We start from the raw sequence: 23,624 nt of genomic DNA on the forward strand, positions 1-23,624 counted from the left end.
GTGCGATTCTGCACGCCGATGCGAGGAGGACAACGGCATGGGATCCGTTGTGAATCAAAGTGAACCACCGATGCGCTTTGCTGTCGTCGGCTACGCGGCGCGCTTTCCTGGCGCCCCGGATGCCGAGAGCTACTGGGACCTCTTGAGCGCAGGTCGCGATGCGATTTCGGAGGTTCCGAAGGACCGCTGGGACGTCGAAGAATTCTTCGACCCGGAGCCGGGGGCGGTCGGCAAGGTCGTCACCCGTCGCGCGGGGTTCGTCGATGACGTGACCGGGTTCGACGCGCCGTTCTTCGGGATGTCGACGCGCGAGGTCAGGCTGATGGACCCGCAGCATCGCCTGCTGCTCGAGACCGCCTGGCGCGCTGTGGAACACTCGGGTACCGCACCAACGGCCCTGGCCAACACCAACACTGGCGTGTTCGTCGGCCTGGCCACCCACGACTACCTCGGCATGGCGTCCGACGAGCTGACGTATCCTGAGATCGAGGCCTACATGGCCATCGGCACGTCGAACGCCGCCGCAGCGGGCCGGATCAGTTATCGACTGGGCCTGCAGGGCCCTTCCGTCGCCGTCGACACGGCGTGCAGCTCGTCGCTGGTGGCGATCCATCAAGCGTGCCAAGCACTTCGCTTGGGAGAGTGCGACCTGGCCCTGGCCGGCGGGGCGAATGTCCTGCTCACACCCGCCACCATGATCACCTTCTCCAGCGCGCATATGCTGGCACCTGACGGTCGCTGCAAAACCTTTGACGCGGCCGCAGATGGTTATGTTCGCGGCGAGGGCTGCGGCGTCATCGTCATCAAACGACTCGACGACGCGATCCGCGACGGTGACCGGATTCGGGCCGTGATCCGCGGCAGCGCGATCAACCAGGACGGCGCATCGGGCGGTTTGACGGTGCCGAACGGCGTCGCCCAGCAGCGTGTCATCGCCGATGCGCTGAAGCGGTCCGGCCTCGAACCCAGCGACGTCGGATACCTGGAGGCACACGGCACCGGAACTTCACTCGGCGACCCGATCGAGGCCCAGGCCGCAGGCGAGGTGCTCGGCGCCGGGCGTGGAGCCGACCAGCCACTGTTGATCGGCTCGGCGAAGACGAACATCGGCCACCTGGAGGCAGCGGCGGGTATCGCCGGCGTGGTCAAGGTGATCCTGTCGCTCGAGAACGAGACCCTGCCGAAGCACCTCCACTTCGAGAACCCGTCGCCGCACATCCCCTGGGACCGGCTCGCGCTCGAGGTCGTCAAGGAGTCCACGCCCTGGGAGCGCAACGGACGGCCGCGGATCGCCGGGGTCAGCTCGTTCGGCTTCGCCGGCACCAACGCGCACGTCATCCTCGAAGAGGCTCCCGAGCCGTCCGCGCAGCCGACTCCGGCAGAGCAACCCGCGGACGGACGATTCGGCATCCTGCCGCTGTCGGCTCGCACCCCGGCCGCCCTGGTGCAGGTGGCCGACCAATACCGCAGCTGGCTGAGCGCGCATCCCGAAGCTTCCCTGGCCGACGTGTGCTTCACGGCGGGCGTGGGGCGAGCGCACCTGGAGCACCGGGCCGCGCTGGTGGTCAACTCGCGGGAAGCCGCCGTCGAGCTGCTCGGCGCCCTCGCGGAGGACCGGCCGGCACCCGGCCTGGTCCGCGGAGAATCCCACGAGCCGCCGAAGACCGCGTGGCTGTTCACCGGTCAGGGCAGCCAGTACCCCGGCATGGCCCGCGAGTTGTTCGACACCGAGCCGGTGTTTGCCGAGACCCTGACGCGGTGCGCGGCCGCGGTCGCCGATGTTCTCGAAAAGCCTTTGCTGGACGTCATTTTTGATACGTCGGCCGACGCCGAGGAAACGCTGCGGCAAACCTCCTACGCCCAGCCCGCACTGTTCGCGGTCGAAATGGGGCTGGCCCGGCTCTGGCAGTCGTGGGGATTCGAACCGGACGTGGTGCTGGGGCACAGCGTCGGCCAGTACACGGCGGCGTGCGTCGCGGGCGTGTTCGGACTCGAGGACGGCACGCGACTGATCGCCGAACGCGGTCGCCTGTTCGGCAGCCTGCCTGCCGGCGGCCGGATGGTCGCGGTGTTCACCACCGCCGAGCGCGCCGAGAATCTCACCGACGAGTTCCCCAGCCTGTCGGTGGCCGCCTACAACGGCGCCAACACCGTGCTGTCGGGACCGGCGGAGGATTTGGAGCGCGCGGTGGCCGGCCTCGCGGCCGACGGCGTCCGCTGCGATTGGCTGGACACCAGCCATGCGTTCCACTCGGCGCTGCTGGATCCCATCCTCGACGAGTTCGAGTCGTTTGCGGACGGATTCACATTCGCGGCACCGCAACGGATCCTGATCGACAACCGCACCGGGGCGGCGCTGGGCAGAAGCGTCAAGATCGACGGGGCCTACTGGCGCCGCCACGCCCGCCAACCGGTGGAGTTCGCCAAGAGCGTCCACACCCTGGCCGATCTCAACTGCAAGCTACTGGTCGAGATCGGCCCACGGCCGGTGCTCACCGCCGCGGCCCTGAGTGCCTGGCCCGACTCGGCCACCGCACCGCGGGTGATCGCCTCGCTGCGACGCAACAGCACCGATCAGCGACAGATCACCGAGGCCGTCGCCGACGCTTACGTTCACGGGCATCTGCCCCGATTCAGCGCCCTCCGGCAGCCTCACGCCAAGAAGCTCGACCTGCCGACCTATCCGTTCGAGCACCGCCAGTACTGGTATCTCGACAACCGCGAGCGCCCGAACAGCCTGCAGCACACCAGCGCCCCGCGCAGCCAGGCCATGGGGCTGCTGGAGGACGGCCGGATCGAGGAACTCGCCACGCTGCTCGACGGCGCGAACTCCGACCCGCAGACCCTCGACGTACTGACCAGGCTTGCGGCACAGCACAACCGGCAGCGCTCCAGGCAGTCCATCGCCGATGACCGCTACGAGTTCCGGTGGGATCAGGTGCCCGCGCCGGTCTCAGGGACAGACACCACGTGGCTGCTCATCGGTGAGGATTCCCCGTCCGCCCAACCACTGGTCGAGGCCCTGACCACCCGCGGACAACAGCACCGGTTCGTCGGGTTGCCGACGTCCGACGCCGATGAGGCGCAGCTCGCGGACAGCTTGCGGGTCGCGGCAGCAGACGCCGCGGCGGCCGAAACCGGTCTCCGCATTGTGCTTTTGGCCTCCCCCGATACCGACGCCGGCCCCACGGGCACGCCGTCCATGCAGTCGCTGTTGCGGATGCAGCACCGCATCCTGAACGGCAGCAGGCGACTGCTGCGCGCCGCGATCGCGGCCGAGGTGCGCGCACCCGTCTGGTTTGTCACCCGCAAGGCACAGCGCGCCACCGACGCGGACATCGTGGCTCCCGAGCAGAGTGCCCTGTGGGGGTTCGGCCGCGCCGCCGCGCTCGAGCTGCCGCAGCTGTGGGGTGGGCTGGCCGATCTGTCCGACGGCTCGGCCGCCGAATACTCACGGCTCATCGACATGGTCGCGGCAGTCCCCGGCTCGGGGGCTCGGGAAGACCAGATCGCGTTGCGCGATCAGACGGTCTACGTCCCCCGGCTGGTACGACGCGAAGGAGCGCCCAGCGGCGATGCGCTCGACCTGCGCGGCGATGCAACGTATCTGGTGACCGGTGGCCTCGGTTCGATCGGGCTGGAGATCGCCGGCTACCTGGCCGCCAACGGTGCCAGGCACCTGGCCCTGACCAGCAGGCGCGCACCCGGCGAGACCGCAACCCAGCGCATCGANCGGCTGCGACACCCGGGTGGTCACCGCCGATGTCGCCGACGCGCACGACGTCGCGCGACTGCTGGCCGGGCTGCGGTCCGACATGCCGCCGCTGGCGGGCATCGTCCACGCGGCCGGTGAGAACGGCACCACACCGCTGACCGAACCCGACATCGCCGCTCAGCAAGCTGAACTGGACCGGGTGTTCACCGGGAAGGTCTGGGGCGCCTGGCATTTGAGCGAGGCCGCGGCCGGGGAGAAGCTGGACTTCTTCATCAGCACCTCGTCGATCGCCTCGGTGTGGGGCGGGTACGGCCAGACCGCCTACAGCGCGGCGAACGCATTCCTGGACGGGATCGCCTGGCGTCTGCGCGAGCAGGGCATCGCCGCAGCCAGCGTGAACTTCGGCCCTTGGTCGGCGGGCATGGCCGACGCGGAATCCCGGGCCCGACTCGAACAGCGCGGTATCCAGACCCTGCCGCCCGCCGATGCACTGGCCGGGCTGTCCGATGTCATGGCGATGTCGGGCGCGCAGGGACTCGCCCAAGGGGTGATCGCCCGGATCGACTGGGCGCGCTTCCTTCCGCTCTACCAGCAGGCGGGGCGGAGAGCGTTCCTGGCCGAACTCGAAAAGGCCCTTCCCGTTTCGGCGGAGGCACCGGTGTTGACGCGGTCGGGCAAGACCCGGTTGGTCGAGCAGCTCGAGAGCGCACCGGTGCAGCAGCGTAAGAAGCTGCTGACCGATTATCTGCGCGATGCGGTCGCGGACGTCACCCGCGTCGACACCGCCGAGATCCGCGAGGACGCGGGCTTTTTCGATCTCGGCATGGATTCCCTGATGGCCGTCGAACTGCGCCGCCGCATCGAGCAGGGCGTGGGCCACGAAATCCCCATCACCCTGGTGATGGACCACCCACGCCTGTCCGACGTGGCCGACTATCTGCTCGGCGACGTGCTCGAACTCAATGCCCAGGCTCCGGCCAAATCGGCCACCACACCGTCGGTTACCCGCGCGGACGACCCGATCGCCATCGTCGCCGTGTCCTGCCGCTTCCCCGGCGCACCCGACCCAGAGGCGTTCTGGGACTTGCTCGCCGGCGGAGTCGATGCGATCCGTGAGGTCCCCGAGGACCGCTTCGACATCGACGAGTTCTACGACCCGGATCCAGACGTGCCGGGCAAGACGTACACCCGCTTCGGCGGATTCCTGGACGGTATCGACGGATTCGACCCCGAGTTCTTCGGTATCTCCCCACGCGAGGCCGTCTGGATCGAGCCGCAGCAGCGCCTGATGCTCGAAACCGTGTGGGAGGGCCTCGAAAGGGCCGGCTACGCGCCGTCCGCATTGCGCGGCAGCCGAACCGGCATCTTCACCGGCGTGGCCGCCAACGAGTACGCGCACCTGCTCTCGGCCGAGCCGATCGACAAGATCGAACCCCACTTCATCACCGGCAACGCCCTCAACGCCATCTCCGGTCGAGTCGCCTTCGCGCTGGGCTTCGAGGGGCCGGCCGTGGCGATCGACACGGCATGCAGCTCGGCGTTGGTCGCGATCCATCAGGCCTGCCAGGCCCTGCGCGCCGGTGACTGCGACATGGCCCTGGCCGGTGGCGTCAACGTGCTGCTGAGCCCGGTGACGGTGGTCGCCGCATCGCGCGCCAGGATGCTGTCACCCGTCGGGCGCTGCAAGACGTTCGACTCCTCGGCCGACGGTTATGTCCGCAGCGAAGGCTGCGGCATCCTCGTGCTCAAGCGACTCAGCGACGCCGAGCGTGACGGCGACCGGGTCTGCGCGATCATCCCGGCCAGTGCGGTGAACCAGGACGGCGCCTCCAGCGGCCTGACGGTGCCCAATGGCGGTGCTCAGCAGCGGCTGATCGGATCGGTGCTGAATCGCGCCGGATTGACCGGTGCGGACGTCGACTACCTCGAGGCACACGGCACCGGCACCCCGCTGGGTGATCCGATCGAAGTTCAGGCGGCCGCGGCCGCTTACGGCGGGGCGCGCGAGGCGGACCGCCCGCTGCTGATGGGATCGGTGAAGACCAACATCGGCCATACCGAATCGGCTTCGGGCGCAGCGGGTCTGATCAAGGTGGTGCTGTCACTGCAGCACGAGATGCTGCCGCAGAGCCTGCATTTCGATAACCCCTCGCCGCACATCCCGTGGGACTCACTGCCGGTGAAGGTGGTGGACAAGGCGACTCCGTGGCGAACCAACGGCAAGCCGCGCCGCGCCGGCGTCAGCTCGTTCGGGTTCACCGGCACCAACGCGCACGTGCTCATCGAGGAGGCACCGGCCCCACCGGTCACCGTCGATGCCGATGCCGATGCCACTGCCGCCCCCGAGACCGACGGCCAGCAGCAATCCGCGACGAGCGTGCTGGCACTGTCGGCACGCTCGCCGGAGGCGCTCGTGGCCCTGGCGCAGCGCTATGAGGCCTGGCTCAGCGCCCATCCGGACGCCGACCTGGCCGGCGTGTGCCTCACCGCCGGAACCGGTCGATCGCATTTCGAGCATCGCGCCGCCCTGGTCGTCGACTCGATCGAGGACGCCCGCCTTGGTCTGGCCGACCTGGCCGAGAACCGCACCCGCCCCGGCGTGGTGCGCGGCGAACACACTCACCATCCGACGACGGCCTGGCTGTTCACCGGTCAGGGCAGCCAGTATCCCGGGATGGCCCGCGAATTGTTCGACACCGAGCCGGTTTTCGCCGAAACGGTGACGCGCTGCGCCGAGGCCGTCAAGGACATCCTGCCGCGGCCGTTGCTGGAGGTGATCTTCGCCTCGGGCCCGGACGCCGCGAACACCCTGCGGGACACCTCATTTGCTCAACCGGCGCTGTTCGCCGTTGAGATGGGCCTGGCCCGGCTGTGGCAGTCCTGGGGGATCCAGCCCGACGTGGTGCTGGGGCACAGCGTCGGCCAGTACGCGGCGGCATGTGTCGCCGGGGTGTTCAGCCTCGAAGACGGCGCCCGGCTGATGGCCGAGCGCGGCCGGTTGTTCGGCAGCCTGCCCGAGGGCGGGCGGATGGTGGCGGTGTTCGCCGACGCCAAGCAAGTCGAGGAGATGGCCGGCGCGCTCCCGCGGGTGTCGGTCGGCGCCTACAACGGTCCCAACACCGTGTTGTCCGGTCCCGGTGAGGATCTGGAGCAGGCTGTCGCCAAGTTCGAGAGCGACGGGATCCGCTGCACGTGGCTGCAGACCAGCCACGCCTTCCATTCGGAGCTGCTGGATCCGGTGCTCGACGATTTCGAGTCGTACGCATCGCGGATCGAGTACGCCGTGCCGACGCTACCTCTGATCTGCAACCGCACCGGCGCCGTGCTGACCGCCCAGACCCCGCTCGACGCGCTGTACTGGCGGCGACATTCCCGTCAGCCGGTGCAGTTCGCCGAAAGCGTGCGCACCGCTGCGGCACTGGGCTGCTCGGTGCTCATGGAGATCGGCCCGCAACCGGCGCTCTCCGGCACCGCGGTGCAGGTCTGGCCGGAGCATATGGCCGCGCCGCGGGCGATCGTCTCGCTGCGCAAGGGCGTGGCGGACCGGCGCCAGATCGCCGATGCGCTGGCCGCGGCCTACGTCGGCGGGCACCGTCCGGACTTCGCCGCGCTGTACGGGCAGGCGCACCGGCGCGTCGAGTTGCCGACCTACCCGTTCCAGCGCCGACGGTTCTGGCCCAAGGGCGCGGCGATGACCGGCACCGATCTGCACGGCGCCGCCGGTACCGGAATCCTCGGCAGTGCAAAGGATCTGGCGTCCGGAGATTCGGTCTACACCAGCCGGTTGTCCGTCAAATCCCAGCCGTGGCTGTCCGACCACGTCATCTACGGCACCGTCGTCGTCCCCGGCGCGACCTACGCCGCGATGGCACTGGCCGCCGTCGGCACTCCGGCACATGCGAAGGACGTCTTCTTCTACGAGCCGATCATCCTGCCCGAGAAGAGTTCTCGCGAGGTACAGCTGACGTTGCATCCGCTGGACGGCGGCGAGGGCTGGAAGTTCCAGGTGCACAGCCGGCCGTACGGTGAACGCGGCGCCGACTGGTCACTGAACGCCGAGGGCACCGTCGTCGCCGGTGTGTCCGCTGACGAGGAGGAGCCGGCCCAGCCGTCGGATCCGGTCGACGAGGCGATCGAGCGGCTCGAACGCATGCGGCCGCAGGAGTTGTTCGAGACCTTTGCCGACCTCGAACTGGCCTGGGGCCCAAACTGGTCGGGCTCGTTGAAGTCACTCTGGCTCGGCGAGGGCGAGGCGATCGGCGACATCCTGGTCGGCGCGGAACTCGCCGAACAACTCGGAGCCGAACCGATGCACCCCGTGTTGATGGACCTGTGCACCGGCATCGCCTTCCCGGCGTTCCCCGCGCTTCTCGCGGCCGAGCAGGGCGTGAACGATCTGTTCCTGCCGCTGCGGTACGGCCAGGTGACGTTGAAGGAGAAGATGCCCCGGCGCTTCTACTGCCGCGCACGGTGGCATGAGAGCGCACTCGACAGCGAGACACAGGTCTTCGATCTCGAATACCTCGATCGGGACGGTCGTCACCTGGGCGGCGTCCGCGAGTTCACCGTCAAACGCGCACCTCGTGAGGCACTCTTGCGCGGCCTCGGCGGCGACGCCACCCGGCTGCTGTACACCCTTGGGTGGCATGAGGTTCCGCCGCTGCCGGCCGCCGAAGAGGCCGGGCAGGTCAGCGGCACCTGGCTGATCGCCGGGTTCGACGAACTGGCCGCGAAGATACCGGGCTGCATTCCGTTCGACCGCAACACCGATCCGGAGCTTCTGGGTCAGGTGCTGGCGCAGGCCCACGAGCGCGGCCTGGGGTTCTCGGGTGTCGTCTGGCGCAGCAGCGGGCCGGGCGCATCGGCGGACGCCGAGGGACGCCTCGAGGCCGAGATCGCCAACCTGCTCAGCGCGGTGCATACGGTGCAGGACGGCTCGGTGAAGTTGCCGAACGGGCTGTGGATCGTCACCGAGCGAGCCGTCGCCACCGAGTCGGGCGAGCCGGTCGACCCGGTGCAGGCGGCACTGTGGGGCTTCGGGCGCACCACGATCAACGAGGAACCCGCGCTGCGGGCCAAGCTGGTCGACTGCGACGGGTCGGACGAGGCCGTGCAGGCGCTGGCCAAGCTGTTGGCCACGCCGGTCGATGAGCCGGAACTGGCTGTGCGCCAAGGAAAGCTGCTGGCATCCCGATTGTTGCCGTGGTCGCGCAGCGGGCATCTGACGGTGCCCCGCGGCGGCGACTACGTCCTGGCCCCCACCGAACGTGGTGCGATCGACAACCTGCGGCTGACCGAGAAGGACGTACCCCCGCCGGACGAGGGCTACGTACAGGTGCGGGTGGAGGCCGCGGGTCTCAACTTCCGCGACGTGCTCAACGTCCTCGGGCTCTACCCGGGCGATCCGGGACCGATCGGCGGTGACTTCGCCGGCGTCGTCACGCAGTTGGGTGAGGGCGTCACCGGCGTCGAGGTGGGACAGCGGGTCTACGGCTCCATGCAGGGTGCGTTCTCCAGTCGGTTCAACGCGCCTGAGCAGTTCCTGGCACCGATCCCGGACGGCGTGAGCGCGGTCGAGGCCGCGACCATTCCCGCTGCGGCGCTGACGGTGCGGCTGTCGTTCGACTGGGCGCAGCTGAAGCCGGGCGACAAGGTGCTGATCCACGCCGCCAGCGGCGGCGTCGGACTGGCGGCGATCCAGATGGCCCAGCAGTTCGGGGCCGAGGTGTTCGCCACGGCCAGCACGTTCAAACGGGCCACCCTGCGCAAGCTGGGCGTGAAGTACGTCTACGACTCGCGGACAACCGATTTCGCCGATCAGATCCTGGCGGACACCGGCGGTCAGGGCGTGGACGTGGTACTCAACAGCCTGACGAGCGAGGGCTTCATCGAGGCGACGCTGAAGGCCACCGCCCAGAACGGCCGCTTCGCCGAGATCGCCAAGCGCGACATCTGGTCGCCCGAGCAGATGGCCGAGGCCCGACCCGACATCGCCTACGAGATCGTCGCCCTGGACACGGTGATGTTCACCGAACCCGAACGCATCCGGCGCCTCCTGACCGAGGTGTCGGAGGGCTTGGTCAAGGAAGAGTGGAAGCCGCTGCCGGCCGAGATCTACCCGCTGACCGAAGCAAGGACCGCGTTCCGGCGTATGCAGCAGGCCCGGCACATCGGCAAGATCGTGGTGCAGATCCCGACCCCGCTGCAGCCGCGACCGGACCGCAGCTACCTGATCACCGGCGGACTCGGCGCGATCGGCCTGCACACCGCGGCCTACCTGGCCCAACTCGGAGCAGGCGACCTGGTGTTGACGAGCCGGCGCACGCCTGATGCGGACGCGCAGAAGGCGATCGATGAGATCACCGAGCGGTACAAGACCCGCGTCCACGTCTTCACCGCCGATGTCGGCGACGAGGCCGAGGTGGCCAAGCTCGTGGACCGGATCCGTGCGGAGTTGCCCCCGCTGGCCGGTGTGGCACATCTGGCGGGCGTGCTCGACGATGCGCTGCTGGGTCAACAGAGCGTCGATCGGTTCCGAACCACGTTGGCGCCCAAGGCATACGGTGCCTGCCATCTGGATCGGCTGACCAAGGACGACGAGCTGGACTTCTTCATCGTGTCCTCCTCGGTGTCAAGCCTGTTCGGTTCACCCGGGCAGGCCAACTACGCCACCGCCAACGCGCTGCTCGACGGGCTGATCGCGCAGCGTCGAGCGCAGGGCCTGCCGGCCACGGGAATCAACTTCGGTCCGTGGGCCCAGGGCGGCATGGCGTCCTCCGATGCCGCGACCGCGAATATCAGTGCGCAGGGCCTGATTCCGCTCGATCCGTCGGCGGCGCTGGCCGCACTGGCCGAGGTCGTCGCCAACGGCACCGGACAGGCCACGGTCCTCAAGGCCAACTGGCAGCGGGCCGCCAAGGTGCTGGGCAGTCAGCGTCCGCCGATCCTCGATCTGGTGTTGCCGAGCGCCGCGGGTGAGGTCGTCGGCGACAGCGAGGTGCTCAAGCAGCTGCTGGAGATCCCGGTGCCGCAGCGGGCCGGGTTCGTGACCGAGTTCCTGCAGAAGGAAGTGCAGAACTTCCTGCGGCTGGCTTCACCGCCGGCCGCGACCAGCCGCTTCCTGGATCTGGGTACGGACTCGCTGATGGCGATCGAACTCCGCAACCGGCTGCACACTCAGTTCGGCGGCAAGTTCACGCTCAACGCGACCGCGGTGTTCGACTATCCGACCATCGGCGGGCTCGCCGAGTATCTGGTGGCGCAGCTGCCCGATGCTGAACCCGAGGACTAACCCGTCGAGTGGCCAGTTGTGACACGCCTTTTCGCGTTTCGCGTGTGATAACTGGCCGCTCGGCTTTCTTGGGTGAAGGTCAGACCCAGCGGGTGGCCTCGACCTCGGCGGGCAGTGGCGGGTGCAGCGGCACGTCGAGGCCGTCGTAGATGCCGGGCTTCTGGGTGGCCAGCCAGTCGATCGCGCCGAGCAGCCGGTTGGCGGCGGTGGTGTTGCCGCCGTCGGCGCGGGTGCCGCCCGGCACGTCGGCGCGGACCACGATGTTCAGCTGCGGGTCACCGTCGACGATCACGCGATGGTCGCCGACGCCTTCGTCCGGCTTGGGCCAGTCCGGGGCGCAGGACGGGTCGATACGGGTGATGTGTTCGATGATGACCCGCTCGACGCCACCGGCCCAGCCGATGACCTGGAGCCGGAAGGCGCCCTGCGTGCCTGCCTCGAACCGGCCCATGACGTTGTCGACGGACTCAGTGAGCGGCAGCCGCTCCACCGTTTCGGTGATGTCGTCGATCTCCAGACCCAGCCCACGGCCGATGAGCCGGACGTTGCCGCCCCACACCATGGTCGGGATCGAGGGCAGCAGCATCATCGGCGTCTCGTCCATCGACCCGCCGAAGCCGCAGAGCACCCGCACCGAATGCGGCTGGTTATAGGTGGAGTAGTCGAAGATCTCCTGACACCGGATGGTCTTGATCCGGGTGCACAGCCCGGCGGCGATGACCGCCAGTGCGTCGTTACCCCAGCCGGGGTCGACGCCGCTGACCAGCAGCGCGGAGTTGCCGGCGGCCGCGGCTTCGGTGAGCCGCTCGACCCACTCGGCGGGCGCCGAGGCCGGGTCGTACAGCGAGTACAGCGACGGGGTCACCACCTGTTTGCCGGCGCGCAGGCACCGCTCGATCTCGGCGAGCGCCTCCTCCGGCCGGATGTCGCCGGAGGACATGTAGGCCACGGCGTCGCACTGTGCGAGTGCGGCGGCGACGTCGGTGGTCGCGGCGACACCGGTCGGGGTGTCGAGCTTGGCGAAGGTCGCGGCATCGAGGCCGGCCTTATCAGGTGATGACGTGATGACGGCAGCCAGTTGCAGGCCCGGAAACCCCGTGGCCGATCTGATTGCCGTCGAACCCATGTTTCCGGTGCCCCACACCGCGATTCGACGCATCCGCCCACCTTAGTGGGCATATTCGTGAGGATCGTCACATTGAGCGAAACCCGCAGGTCAAGCGATTTTCTGAGGCAAGGTACAAAGTCCGATCAACCACTGGGTTGGTTAGCCATCAGAAATTGCTCAGAGTTTCTTTGCGTTGAAGTTACTGAACGGTATAGTTGGCCGCAGTTACTGGTGGGTAACTTATCCGGAGTACCCAACCTCAAGTGGCATTCTCACGAGGAGGAAAAGTGAGCCACTACAAGAGCAATGTCCGTGACCAGGTCTTTAACCTGTTCGACGTCTTCGGCCTCGACAAGGCCCTGGGGACCGGCGACTACAGCGACCTGGATGCCGACACCGCCCGCGAGATGCTCAGCGAAATGGCTCGCCTGGCCGAGGGCCCGATCGGCGACTCGTTCGCCGACGGTGACCGCAACCCGCCGGTGTTCGACCCCAAGACCCACACCGTCACCCTGCCCGAGCCCTTCAAGAAGTCGGTGCGCGCGGCGATCGACGGCGGCTGGGACAAGGTCGGCCTCTACGAAGAGCTCGGTGGCGTGCCCGCCCCCAAGGCGCTGCTGTGGGCGCTCAACGAGCACATCCTCGGCGCCAACCCCGCCGTGTGGATGTACGCCGGCGGTGCCGCCTTCGCGCAGATCTTCTACGACAACGCCACCGAAGAGCAGAAGAAGTGGGCCGTGTTGGCCTCCGAGCGCGGCTGGGGCGCCACCATGGTGCTCACCGAGCCCGACGCCGGTTCTGACGTCGGCGCCGGCCGCACCAAGGCGGTCAAGCAGGACGACGGCTCCTGGCACATCGACGGCGTGAAGCGGTTCATCACCTCCGCCGACTCCGATGACCTGTTCGAGAACATCTTCCACCTGGTGCTGGCCCGCCCCGAGGGCGCAGGCCCGGGCACCAAGGGTCTGTCGCTGTTCTTCGTACCGAAGTTCCTGTTCGACTTCGAGACCGGCGAGCTGGGCGAGCGCAACGGCGTCTACGTCACCAACGTCGAGCACAAGATGGGCCTCAAGGTTTCGGCCACCTGTGAGCTGACCTTCGGCCAGCACGACAAGCCCGCCAAGGGCTGGCTGGTCGGCGAGGTGCACAACGGCATCGCGCAGATGTTCGACGTCATCGAGCAGGCTCGAATGATGGTGGGCACCAAGGCCATCGCCACCCTGTCGACCGGTTACCTCAACGCTCTGGAGTACGCCAAGGAGCGCGTGCAGGGTGCCGACCTGACCCAGATGATGGACAAGACCGCCCCGCGCGTCACCATCACCCATCACCCCGACGTCCGTCGCAGCCTGATGACCCAGAAGTCCTACGCCGAGGGCATGCGCGCGCTGTACCTGTACACCGCGACCTTCCAGGACAAGGACGTCGCCAAGGCGCTGCACGGCGTCGACGGCGAGCTGGCGCACAAGGTCAACGACCTGCTGCTGCCGGTGGTCAAGGGCTTCGGCTCGGAGCAGGCCTACGCCAAGCTGACCGAGAGCCTGCAGACCCTGGGCGGTTCCGGCTTCCTGCAGGACTACCCGATCGAGCAGTACATCCGCGACGCCAAGATCGACTCGCTGTACGAGGGCACCACCGCCATCCAGGCGCAGGACTTCTTCTTCCGCAAGATCGTCCGCGACAAGGGCCAGGCCCTGGCGTTCGTGGCCGGCGAGATCGAGCAGTTCATCAAGAACGAGTCGGGCAACGGCCGGCTGAAGACCGAGCGGGCCCTGCTGGCCACCGCGCTGGAGGATGTCCAGGGCATGGCCGCGACCCTGACCGGCTACCTGATGGCCGCGCAGGAAGATGCCGCGAGCATCTACAAGGTCGGCCTCGGTTCGGTGCGCTTCCTGCTGTCGGTCGGCGACCTGCTGCTCGGCTGGCTGCTGGCCCGCCAGGCCGCGGTGGCGATCGAGAAGCTCGACGCCGGCGCCACCGGTGAGGACCGTGCCTACCTCGAGGGCAAGATCGGCGCCGCATCGTTCTTCGCCAAGAACATGCTGCCGCTGCTCACCAGCACCCGTCAGGTCATCGAGACCATCGACAACGAGGTGATGGAGCTCGACGAGGCCGCGTTCTAAGAATCGCGCAGTCAAACGCCCCCGGGTCATCCCGGGGGCGTTTGCTTTTGATGCACCGGGTGCAGACGCGACCGCCATGGGGTACTCCCGGACGGTGCCCGACGAGTTGACGAATTGGTTCCTCACCACGGAGGAACGCGACAATCCGGACACCTCGTTGCCGGACTGGTGTACCGGTAACCGGGTCGAACCGCTGATCCACGGCGCGACCTACTTCGACCGGCTGGCCGCCGACGTGGCCGAGATGCGCCGAGGCGACCAGCTGTTCTTCACCGACTGGCGCGGCGATCCCGACGAGCGGATGCGCGACGACGGACCCACCATCGCCGAACTGTTCTGCGAGGCCGCAGAACGTGGCGTCGTCGTCAAGGGCCTGATGTGGCGCTCGCACCTGGACCGCTTCGCCTACAGCGAGGAGGAGAACCGGCATCTCGGTGACGTGATCGAGGCGGCAGGCGGGGAGGTGTTGCTCGACCAACGGGTGCGCATCGGCGGCTCCCATCACCAAAAGCTCGTCGTGCTACGCCATCCCGGCGCATCCGAACGCGACGTCGCGTTCGCCGGCGGTATCGACCTGTGCCACTCGCGTCGCGACGACGCCGGCCATCACGGTGACNCCGCCGCGCCCGCCCCCACCGGGGGCCCCAACGGCCGTGGGGGGGGCCCCGCCAGTACGGCGAACACCCGCCGTGGCACGACATCCAGCTACGCATCCAAGGACCGGCGGTCGGCGCCCTGGACTTCACGTTCCGGGAGCGCTGGACCGACCCGGCACCATTGGACATGCTGTCGCCGATCGCCTGGATCACCGACAAGCTGCGCCGTGCCGACCTGAGCGCAGGCACATTGCCGCCGCAGCCGCCCGATCCCGCACCGTGCGGCCGACAGGCGGTGCAAGTCCTGCGGACCTATCCCGATGCCCACTTCGAGTACGCGTTTGCCCCGCGCGGCGAGCGCAGCGTGGCACGTGGCTACACGAAAGCCGTGCAGCGGGCCACGAGCCTGATCTACCTCGAAGACCAGTACTTGTGGTCCAAACAGGTTTCGCAGTTGTTCGCCGACGCGTTGGCGAACAACCCTGACCTGCACCTGATCGCGGTAGTGCCGCGACACCCCGACGTCGATGGCCGCTTGGCCCTGCCGCCCAACCAGGTGGGCCGCCAGCAGGCCATCGAGACATGCCGCGCCGCCGACCCACGGCGGGTACATATCTTCGACATCGAAAACGACATGGGGACACCGGTTTACGTCCATGCGAAAGTGTGTGTGGTCGACGACGTCTGGGCCTGCGTGGGCAGCGACAACTTCAGNCGGCCCGCGCCCGCCCGGGCGCCTCCGGCCGCATCAACCCGAGCGCCTCGGCCGGCTCACCCGGGCGTGGGCCAAACCGGTGTACCGCGCCGTCTACGACCCCGACGGGCGTTCGTACCGCGACCGGCTGCACCAGCGCTGGTAGCCCTGACCAGCGCCCAACGTTGGGTTGTGTCCCAAGTTCGGCCGAAATATGGGACACAAGCCGACATTCGGCGGATGACAAACTGAACCCATGACCGAAGCCCGCGGCATCCTGCTGGTCGTCTCCCTGATGGCGACGACGGCGTTGACCCTCGCGCTGGGCATCACCGACCCGGCCGCCCCGATGTCGTATCCGACCAAGTTTCTGGTGTGGAATCTGTTTCTGGCCTGGATCCCGATGATCTTCGCGATCGCCGTCGATCTGGTGGAACGCCGGCTGTGGCTGCTGCCACTGGGCCTGGGCTGGCTGGCCTTCCTGCCGAATGCGCCCTATCTGGTCACCGACCTGGTCCACCTCGGCGAGGGCTACGAACTGTGGCGGCACGTGCTGCAGTACGGGTTCGCCGCGTGGACGGGCATCCTGCTCGGGGTCGTATCGCTGCTGCTGGTACACCAGCGCCTGGACGACGAATTCGGCCGGTTCTGGGGCTGGTTGGCCGTCGTGCTGTCCGTGGCGTTGTGCGCGGTCGGGGTGGTGATCGGCCGGTTCCAGCGGTGGAACTCCTGGGATCTGGTGACGCGCCCCGACGCGGTGGTGGCGGCGACGTTCGAATGGGTGCGCTCACCACTTGCCTACGTGCAGTCGACGGGTGTCGCGATCGCCGTCGCGGCGTTCTTCGGGTTGGCCTATCTGACGATCTGGGCGATACGCGGATTACGTTGACGGACCTGGTCGCTCAGACCGGAGATTCGTCGGTCAGGGCCTGGTAACCCTTGGCGCTCGCCCGATCGACGGCGGCGCGCACCAGGCCGAACACCAACCCTTGGATGGCCGCCGCCGTCAGTGCCTTGGCCGCGGAGCGGTCGAGATCCTTGGGGTCGGGCGGCTCCAGGTTGGGTTCGTCGATGCGCTTCCAGATCTGGGTGAACACCGCGCTGGCCAGCAGCCCTCCGCCCACACTCGCCGCCATCGACAGCGGCATGTACAACACCTTGGAGCGTCGGCTCACGGGTCCTCCTCGCATCGGCGACCGCCCGACGGAAGCGGTTGTCGGGCTGACACTTGCGGATACCCCGATCCGGACGGTTGTAACGGGGAAACCGGCCGCTCGAAGGTTTCGCCAGGCCACGCGTCGGGCACTGCTGTGGGAGTAGTAGTACGCCTGGGGAAAGGCCCATCGATGACTACCCAACCAAAACCCACGAGCGAAGCGTCCACCGTTCAACTCCTCGGTCAGCTGTCGGAACAGACGACCCGGCTGGTGCGTGACGAGGTGCGGTTGGCGCAGCGAGAGTTTCAGGAGTCCGCGCGCCACGCCGGCATCGGCGCCGGGCTGATCAGTGCCGCCGGCCTGCTGGCGGTGCTGGGGCTCATGACGGCCATCGCCGCCGCGGTCGCCGCGATCTCCCTGGCCCTGCCGGTCTGGGCCGCCGCGATCATCGTCGCCGCGGTGTTGTTCGTCGCGGCCGGAGTGGCCGCACTAATCAGCCGCAGCCAGGTCCGGCAGGTCCCGCCGCCGGCCGCCGAGTCGGCAGACAGCCTCAAGCACGACCTCGACGAGCTCAAGGAGGCACGACATGGCCACCGCTGACCGTCTTCCCCCGGAACCGGGACCGGACGCCGGAATCGACGAGCTTCAGTCCGATATCGACAAGACCCGCAGCGAGCTCGGCGAGACCGTCGCCGCGCTGTCCGACAAACTCGACGTCAAGGGCCGTGCGCAGGACAAGGCGGCCGAAACCAGAGAGGCCGTCGTCGACCGGGCCCACGCCGCCACGGACGCGGCGAAATCGAAACCGGCCATTCCGGCGGCGGCGGTGATCGGCGTCATCGCGGTGATCGGCCTGCTCTGGTGGTGGCGCCGCCGCTGATGGCGGGCGCCCGCGGTCAGAGCCGGGTCAGGCTCGGCATCAAGACGTCGTCCACCAACGCCTGAACCGTGTCCTCGCTGGGCGGGCGCCCCGGTATCAGCGACCGGAACACCAAATAGCCCGGCAGCACATCCCAGAGCTCCGGGTGAATGGCTGCTGCGTCGATCTCGCCCCGGTTGACGGCGTCGGTCAGGATCTCGGTCATCAACTTCTTGCGTTGGAGAACGAACTGATTCTGCAGCGCCGCACTCAATTCCGGACTGTGCGCGATCTCGCTCATGATCGCGGTCATGGTGCTGGCGTGCGTGCGCGCCTGCTCGCACACCGAGGCACCGATACGCAGCAGATCGGTGCGCAGCGATCCGGTCCGGGGCGGAACCAGCTGCACCCGCGTGCCCTCGATGAACGCCGCCAGGACCAGCTCGGTCTTCGACGGCCACCGGCGGTAGATGGTGGCCTTGCTGGATTTGGCCTCGGTCGCCACGGCCTCCACGGTCAATCGGTCGTAGCCGTGCTGCTGCAACAACCGCAGCGTCACCGCCAGCAACTCCGACTCACGCTCGGTCCATGGCGAGGCCGAAATATCGTGTGCCGCAGCTGCTGAAGTGGAAGTCACTGAGAACCTTTCGAATCCGGGACGCCGTCGCCGCCGTGCGCAGGCCTTGCCCTATTCGAAACTGTACCGTACGGTACCGATCAGGTGCTTGGAACGGCCGAAGACTCTCGCCGATGGCGTGTGGTGTGCTTGTTCTCGAAAGGCTCTGAGATGCAGGGGATCTCGGTTGGCAGCCTGATCAGGCGGCGCTGGACGGTGATCGTGGCCGTCATCGTGGTGGCTGTCGTGGCCTTCACCGTCGACCGGCTGCACGGCATATTCGGTTCCGACAATCAGGTGTCGCGCCCGAGTGCCGACACCCTGGAGAACACCGGCTACAACCCCAAGCGGGTCCTCTTCGAGGTGTTCGGGCCACCGGGCTCGACCGCCACCATCAACTACCTCGACATCGACGCCCAACCCCAACGGGCCGAGGATGTCGCCCTGCCGTGGTCACAGCTGCTGGTCACCGATGACCCGACGCTGTTCGCCGATCTCAGGGCCCAGGGCGACGGCGATTACATCGGCTGCCGCATCACCGTCAATGGTCTGGTCAAGGACGAAAGGTCCACCGACAACGTGAACGGCTACATCGCCTGTCTGGACAAGTCCGCATGACCGGCCAACACACCGGCGACGCGGTCGCCGGTTCGCGGACCGCCCGCACCATCCGGGTGCTTGCCGTGCCGATCCTGCTGATCTGGGTCGCCGTCGCCGCCCTGACGAACATCTTCGTGCCTCAGCTCGAGGTCGTCGGTGCGGAGCGCTCGGTCGGATTGAACGCGCCCGATGCGCCGTCGACCCAGGCGATGCGCCACATCGGCCAGGTCTTCGACGAGTTCGACTCCGACAGCGCGGCCATGATCGTGCTCGAAGGCGACCAGCCGCTGGGCGACGAAGCCCACCGCTTCTACGACACCCTGGTTCAGCGACTGGCCGAGGACACCAAGCACGTCGAGCACATTCAGGACTTCTGGGGCGATCCGCTGACCGCGGGCGGTTCGCAGAGCAAGGACGGCAAGGCGGCGCTGGTGCAGGTGTACCTGGCCGGCAACCAGGGCGAGGCGTTGTCCAACCAGTCCGTCAACGCCGTGCGAGACATCGTGGCCAGCATTCCCCCACCGCCCGGGGTGAAGGCCTATGTCACCGGCGCGGCGCCGCTGATCACCGACAACTTCGAGGTGGGCAGCGAAGGCACCGAGAAGGTGACCCTCCTGACCTTCGCGGTGATCGCGGTGATGCTGCTGGCCGTCTACCGCTCCATACTCACCATGCTGATCATGCTCGTCGTCGTTCTGATCGAGCTGGCCGCCGCCCGCGGTGTGGTCTCCGCACTGGCGCATTCGGGGATCATCGGCCTGTCCACCTACTCGACGAACCTGCTCACCCTGCTGGCGATCGCCGCCGGCACCGACTACGCCATCTTCATCGTCGGCCGCTACCACGAGGCCCGCGGCAAAGGGATGGACCGAGAAGCCGCCTATCACGACATGTTTCGCGGCACGGTGCACGTGATCGTCGGCTCCGGGCTGACCATCGCCGGCGCGGTGGCCTGCCTGCACTTCACCCGCCTGCCCTACTTCCAGACGTTGGGCATACCGGCCGCCCTCGGCGTGCTCGTGACGCTGGCGGCGGCGCTGACGCTGGGCCCCGCCGTGCTGACCATCTGCACCCGGTTCGGCCTGTTGGAACCGAAACGCAAAGTGCGGGCGCAGAACTGGCGGCGCATCGGCACCGCCATCGTCCGCTGGCCCGGGCCGATCCTGGTGGTGTCGTGTGCGATCGCACTGATCGGCCTGCTCGCCCTGCCGGGGTACGAGACCAGTTACGACGGCCGGCCCTACCTACCCGAATCAGCGCCGGCGAACGTCGGCTACGAGGCCGCCTCACGCCACTTCTCGGAGGCCAGGCTCAACCCCGAGCTGTTGATGGTCGAAACCGATCACGACATGCGCAACCCCGCGGACATGCTGGTGCTCGAACGTATCGCCAAGGCCGTACTGCACACTCGCGGCGTGTCCCTGGTGCAGTCGATCACCCGACCGCTGGGCACCCCGATCAAGCACAGCTCGATCCCATTTCAGATCAGCGCGCAAAGCGCCAGCCAGATCATGAATCTGGGCTATCAGCAGGATCGCGCGGCCGATCTGCTCAAACAGGCCAACGAGATCTCCAACACCATCAACATCCTCAAGCAACAGGTCGCGCTACAACAGGCCAGTGCTGCCGCCACCCACGAGCAGACGCAGGCGTTCCACGACACCGTGGCGATCGTGAACGAGTTGCGCGACAAGATCGCCGATTTCGACGATCAGTTCCGGCCGATTCGCAACTACTTCTACTGGGAGCCACACTGCTTCGACATCCCGATGTGTGCGGCGTTCCGCTCGGTGTTCGACGCCCTCGACGGGATCGACAAGCTCAGCGATCAATTCGGGCAGATCACCGCGAGTCTGGACAAGCTCGACGCGCTGCAACCACAACTCCTGGCGTTGTTGCCACCGCAGATCGCCATCCAGGAGCGCAACCGCGATCTGACCCTGTCCAACTACGCCACCACCGCGGGCACCAACGCCCAGTCCGAGGAGGCGCTGCGCAACGCGACCGCGATGGGGCAGGCGTTCGACTCCGCCAAGAACGACGACTCGTTCTACCTACCACCGGAAGCGTTCGACAATCCCGACTTCAAGCGCGGCCTGAAGCTGTTCCTCTCCCCCGACGGCAAGGCCGCCCGCATGATCATCACTCATGAGGGCAATCCCGCCACACCCGAAGGCATCTCGCACATCGACGCGATCAGGGACTCCGCGTTCGACGCGATCAAGGCCACCCCGCTGTCCGACGCCAAGATCTTCGTCGCCGGAACCGCCTCGGCGTACAAGGATATTCAGGACGGCGCCAAGTACGACCTGATCATCGCCGCGCTGGCCGCGATGGCGCTGATCCTGCTCATCATGATGTTCATCACCCGCAGTCTGGTCGCCGCGTTCGTCATCGTCGGCACAGTGGCGCTGTCGTTGGGCGCGTCCTTCGGCCTGTCGGTCCTGGTGTGGCAGTACATCTTCGGAATACCGCTGTACTGGATCGTGCTGGCGCTGGCCATCATCCTGCTGCTGGCGGTCGGCGCCGACTACAACCTGTTGTTGATATCGCGGTTCCAGGAGGAGATCGACGCCGGGCTGAAAACCGGCGTGATCCGCGCCATGGCCGGCACCGGCAAGGTGGTGACCGCCGCCGGGCTGGTGTTCGCCGCCACGATGTCGTCGTTCATCTTCAGCGATCTCATCGTCCTCGGCCAGATCGGCACCACCATCGGCCTCGGCCTGCTCTTCGACACGTTGATCGTCCGATCGTTCATGACACCGTCGATCGCCGCACTGCTCGGCCGGTGGTTCTGGTGGCCACAGATCGTGCGCCCCCGGCCCGCCAGCCGGATGTTGCGTCCGTACGGGTCACGCACCTCGGTTCGCGAACTGCTCGAGCCAGAGCCCGGGCCTAGGAGTTCAGGTATGTGACCACCGCCAGCACGCGGCGGTGGTGCGCGCCTGACGGCGGTAGATCGAGCTTGGTGAAGATGCCGCCGATGTGTTTCTCCACGGCCCGCTCCGAAATCGAAAGGTGTTCGGCCAGAGCACTGTTGGAATGCCCCTCGGCCATCAGGGCGAGCACCTCGCGTTCCCGGGGCGTCAGCCGGGCCAGCGCATCGCCGCTGCGCCGGGTCCCCATCAGCTGGCGCACCACCTCCGGATCGAGTGCGGTGCCGCCGGCCGCGACCCGCCGCACCGCGGCGTCGAACTCGCCGATATCGGCCACCCGGTCCTTGAGCAGATATCCCACCCCTTCCGGGTTCCCGGCCAACAACTCGGTGGCATAACGGGTCTCGACCCACTGCGAGAACACCAGCACACCCACCTCAGGGTGCGATCGGCGCAACGACACCGCCGCGATCAGGCCCTCGTCGGTGAACGTCGGCGGCATCCGGATGTCGATCACGAAGACCTCAGGGCGCAGTGTCTCGGCGATCTCCCGCACCTGGTCGGCGGTGCCCACCTTGGCCACCACCTCGTGCCCGCGCTCGATCAGCAACTGAGTGAGCCCGTCGCGCAAGATGGCGTTGTCCTCGGCGATCGCCAACCGGGTCACCGCGGCGCCCCCGCCGGGACGACCACGGTGACCGTGGTGGGGCCACCGGCCGGGCTGTCGATGTCCAGATGGCCGTCGACCATCCGCAGCCGATCCGCCAACCCCGTCAGCCCCGAGCCGTTGGCCGGATCCACACCGCCGGAACCGTTGTCGTTGACCATGATCCGCAGTTCGTCAGGATCGCTGTGCAGCCGCACCGTGGCCTCCGTGGCACCCGAATGCCGGGACACGTTCGCCAGCAGCTCGGCGACGCAGAAATAGGCCAGTGTCTCCACCCCCAACGAGGGCCGCACGCTGATGTCGTCGACCAGTTCGACCGGGACGGGGTTACGGGCCACCAGCGTCTGCACGGCCGGCACCAGCCCCAGATCCAATGCCGGAGGCCGGATCCCACGCACCAGATCGCGTAGTTCGGCCAGGGTGTCCTTGGTGTTGGCGAGGGCGTCCGAGACCAGTCGCCGGGCCCGGTCGGCCTGGTCAGGATCGGCCAACTGCTCCTCGGCGCGGGCCAGCGTCATCGCCACGGCGATCAACCGGGCCTGGGTTCCGTCGTGCAGGTCGCGCTCCACGCGGCGCAGCGTCACCGCAGAATCGTCGACCACATCGGCACGGGCCCGCTCCAGTTCACCGACCCTGCGTTCGCGGTCGGTCGGTGCCAGCAGGGCTGCGGCCAACCAGAGATGGGCACGCCCGATCCCGAGCATGGCCCACGCCAACAGGTACACGCCGATCAACCCGCCCAACGCCAGCAGCAGGTACGCGCCGAGCGAGTCCACGGGTTCATCGAAGCTGACGGTCGTGATCCCGGCGGCCCAGAGCACCGGCGAGACGGTCAGCACCACCGAGATCAAGACACCGATCACGATCCCGTATCCGAGCGGCGTCATCACGATGCTCTGCAGCAGTAGAAACCCCAGACTGCGCCAGCCGACGGCGTCGGTCAGCGCCGCGGCGAGGGTATTCGGCCAACTGGCCCGCCGGACGAACGGGGCCGGTGGTTCGATGACGACGCCGACCAGGCGGGCCAGTGCCCGGTACAGCGCGTTCCACCAGCGACCCGACAGCACCACGAGGGCCAGCAACGGAATGCCGACCAGGGTGACCAGCAGCACCCCGGAGGTCAGCCCGGTCACGAACAGGTACACCACGCCAACTACCGCCAGCACACTGACGAGCAGAAAGTACAGATAGCCGCGCCAGGCCGCCGAGGTGAACGGGGTACGCAGGGTTCGACTCCGGTCGGCACGTACCGAGGCGGGGACGGTCGCAGTGGTAGTCACGGTCACCACGTTGCCGGATGTGGCGGGCAACAGGCGATGGTG

General features: G+C 67.8%; 11 protein-coding genes and 3 pseudogenes. 9 read left to right on the forward strand and 5 right to left on the reverse strand.

Annotated elements, in window-relative coordinates; translation table 11 throughout:
* Positions 1-70: 70 nt before the first annotated feature.
* Both BN4332_RS35545 and BN4332_RS19060 read left to right on the forward strand, forming a co-directional pair.
* Positions 71-2,554 (forward strand): annotated as a pseudogene (locus BN4332_RS35545) (type I polyketide synthase); the annotation flags it as partial.
* 453 nt (positions 2,555-3,007) lie between these two features.
* Positions 3,008-11,006, forward strand: a pseudogene (locus BN4332_RS19060) (SDR family NAD(P)-dependent oxidoreductase); the annotation flags it as partial.
* Between the two features lie 79 nt (positions 11,007-11,085).
* Here the strand turns inward: BN4332_RS19060 and BN4332_RS19065 are convergent.
* Entirely contained in the window at positions 11,086-12,165 is a 1,080-nt protein-coding gene (locus BN4332_RS19065) for an NAD(P)H-dependent amine dehydrogenase family protein (protein WP_066900580.1), read from the reverse strand.
* 236 nt (positions 12,166-12,401) lie between these two features.
* On the opposite strand from BN4332_RS19065, the gene BN4332_RS19070 reads away from it, so the two are divergent.
* The 3 genes and pseudogenes from BN4332_RS19070 (at position 12,402) to BN4332_RS19080 (ending at position 16,416) form a co-directional block, all read left to right on the forward strand.
* The gene (locus tag BN4332_RS19070; protein WP_066900582.1) at positions 12,402-14,237 is read left to right on the forward strand and encodes an acyl-CoA dehydrogenase; all 1,836 of its coding nucleotides are present in this window, start codon (positions 12,402-12,404) and stop codon (positions 14,235-14,237) included.
* A gap of 76 nt (positions 14,238-14,313) precedes the next feature.
* A pseudogene (locus BN4332_RS19075) lies at positions 14,314-15,693 on the forward strand (phospholipase D family protein).
* Positions 15,694-15,783: 90 nt separating this feature from the next.
* The gene (locus BN4332_RS19080) at positions 15,784-16,416 is read left to right on the forward strand and encodes a DUF1361 domain-containing protein (RefSeq protein WP_066900584.1); all 633 of its coding nucleotides are present in this window, start codon (positions 15,784-15,786) and stop codon (positions 16,414-16,416) included.
* A 13-nt stretch (positions 16,417-16,429) separates the two neighbouring features.
* On the opposite strand, the gene BN4332_RS19085 is transcribed toward BN4332_RS19080, so the two are convergent.
* A complete protein-coding gene (locus BN4332_RS19085; RefSeq protein WP_066900586.1) occupies positions 16,430-16,702 on the reverse strand; it encodes a DUF4235 domain-containing protein in 273 nt (90 codons plus the stop codon).
* 171 nt (positions 16,703-16,873) lie between these two features.
* On the opposite strand from BN4332_RS19085, the gene BN4332_RS19090 reads away from it, so the two are divergent.
* Positions 16,874-17,284, forward strand: a complete 411-nt coding sequence (locus BN4332_RS19090) for a phage holin family protein (RefSeq protein WP_066900588.1) — start codon at positions 16,874-16,876, stop codon at positions 17,282-17,284.
* Positions 17,271-17,564 (forward strand): DUF3618 domain-containing protein, encoded by a 294-nt coding sequence (locus tag BN4332_RS19095; protein ID WP_066900590.1) that lies wholly within the window; start codon positions 17,271-17,273, stop codon positions 17,562-17,564. Before BN4332_RS19090 ends, BN4332_RS19095 begins: the two co-directional genes overlap by 14 nt.
* Before the next feature lie 16 nt (positions 17,565-17,580).
* Here the strand turns inward: BN4332_RS19095 and BN4332_RS19100 are convergent, their stop codons facing one another.
* Entirely contained in the window at positions 17,581-18,180 is a 600-nt protein-coding gene (locus BN4332_RS19100) for a TetR/AcrR family transcriptional regulator (RefSeq protein ID WP_066900592.1), read from the reverse strand.
* Positions 18,181-18,330: 150 nt separating this feature from the next.
* Here BN4332_RS19100 and BN4332_RS19105 point away from each other — a divergent pair, with 150 nt between their 5' ends.
* Together BN4332_RS19105 and BN4332_RS19110 are read left to right on the forward strand one after the other, a co-directional pair.
* On the forward strand, positions 18,331-18,777 hold the full coding sequence (locus tag BN4332_RS19105; protein ID WP_066900711.1) for an MmpS family transport accessory protein: 447 nt from the start codon (positions 18,331-18,333) through the stop codon (positions 18,775-18,777).
* On the forward strand, positions 18,774-21,674 hold the full coding sequence (locus BN4332_RS19110) for an MMPL/RND family transporter (RefSeq protein ID WP_066900595.1): 2,901 nt from the start codon (positions 18,774-18,776) through the stop codon (positions 21,672-21,674). The genes BN4332_RS19105 and BN4332_RS19110 overlap by 4 nt, the downstream gene beginning before the upstream one ends.
* Here the strand turns inward: BN4332_RS19110 and BN4332_RS19115 are convergent.
* Positions 21,655-22,302, reverse strand: a complete 648-nt coding sequence (locus tag BN4332_RS19115; RefSeq protein WP_066900597.1) for a LuxR C-terminal-related transcriptional regulator — start codon at positions 22,300-22,302, stop codon at positions 21,655-21,657. The two genes, BN4332_RS19110 and BN4332_RS19115, sit on opposite strands and share 20 nt — an antisense overlap.
* Positions 22,299-23,582, reverse strand: a complete 1,284-nt coding sequence (locus BN4332_RS19120; RefSeq protein ID WP_066900713.1) for a sensor histidine kinase — start codon at positions 23,580-23,582, stop codon at positions 22,299-22,301. Before BN4332_RS19120 ends, BN4332_RS19115 begins: the two co-directional genes overlap by 4 nt.
* Positions 23,583-23,624 lie beyond the last annotated feature (42 nt).

Origin of the sequence: Mycolicibacterium houstonense, from assembly GCF_900078665.2 — a bacterium.
Lineage (GTDB): Bacteria > Actinomycetota > Actinomycetes > Mycobacteriales > Mycobacteriaceae > Mycobacterium > Mycobacterium houstonense.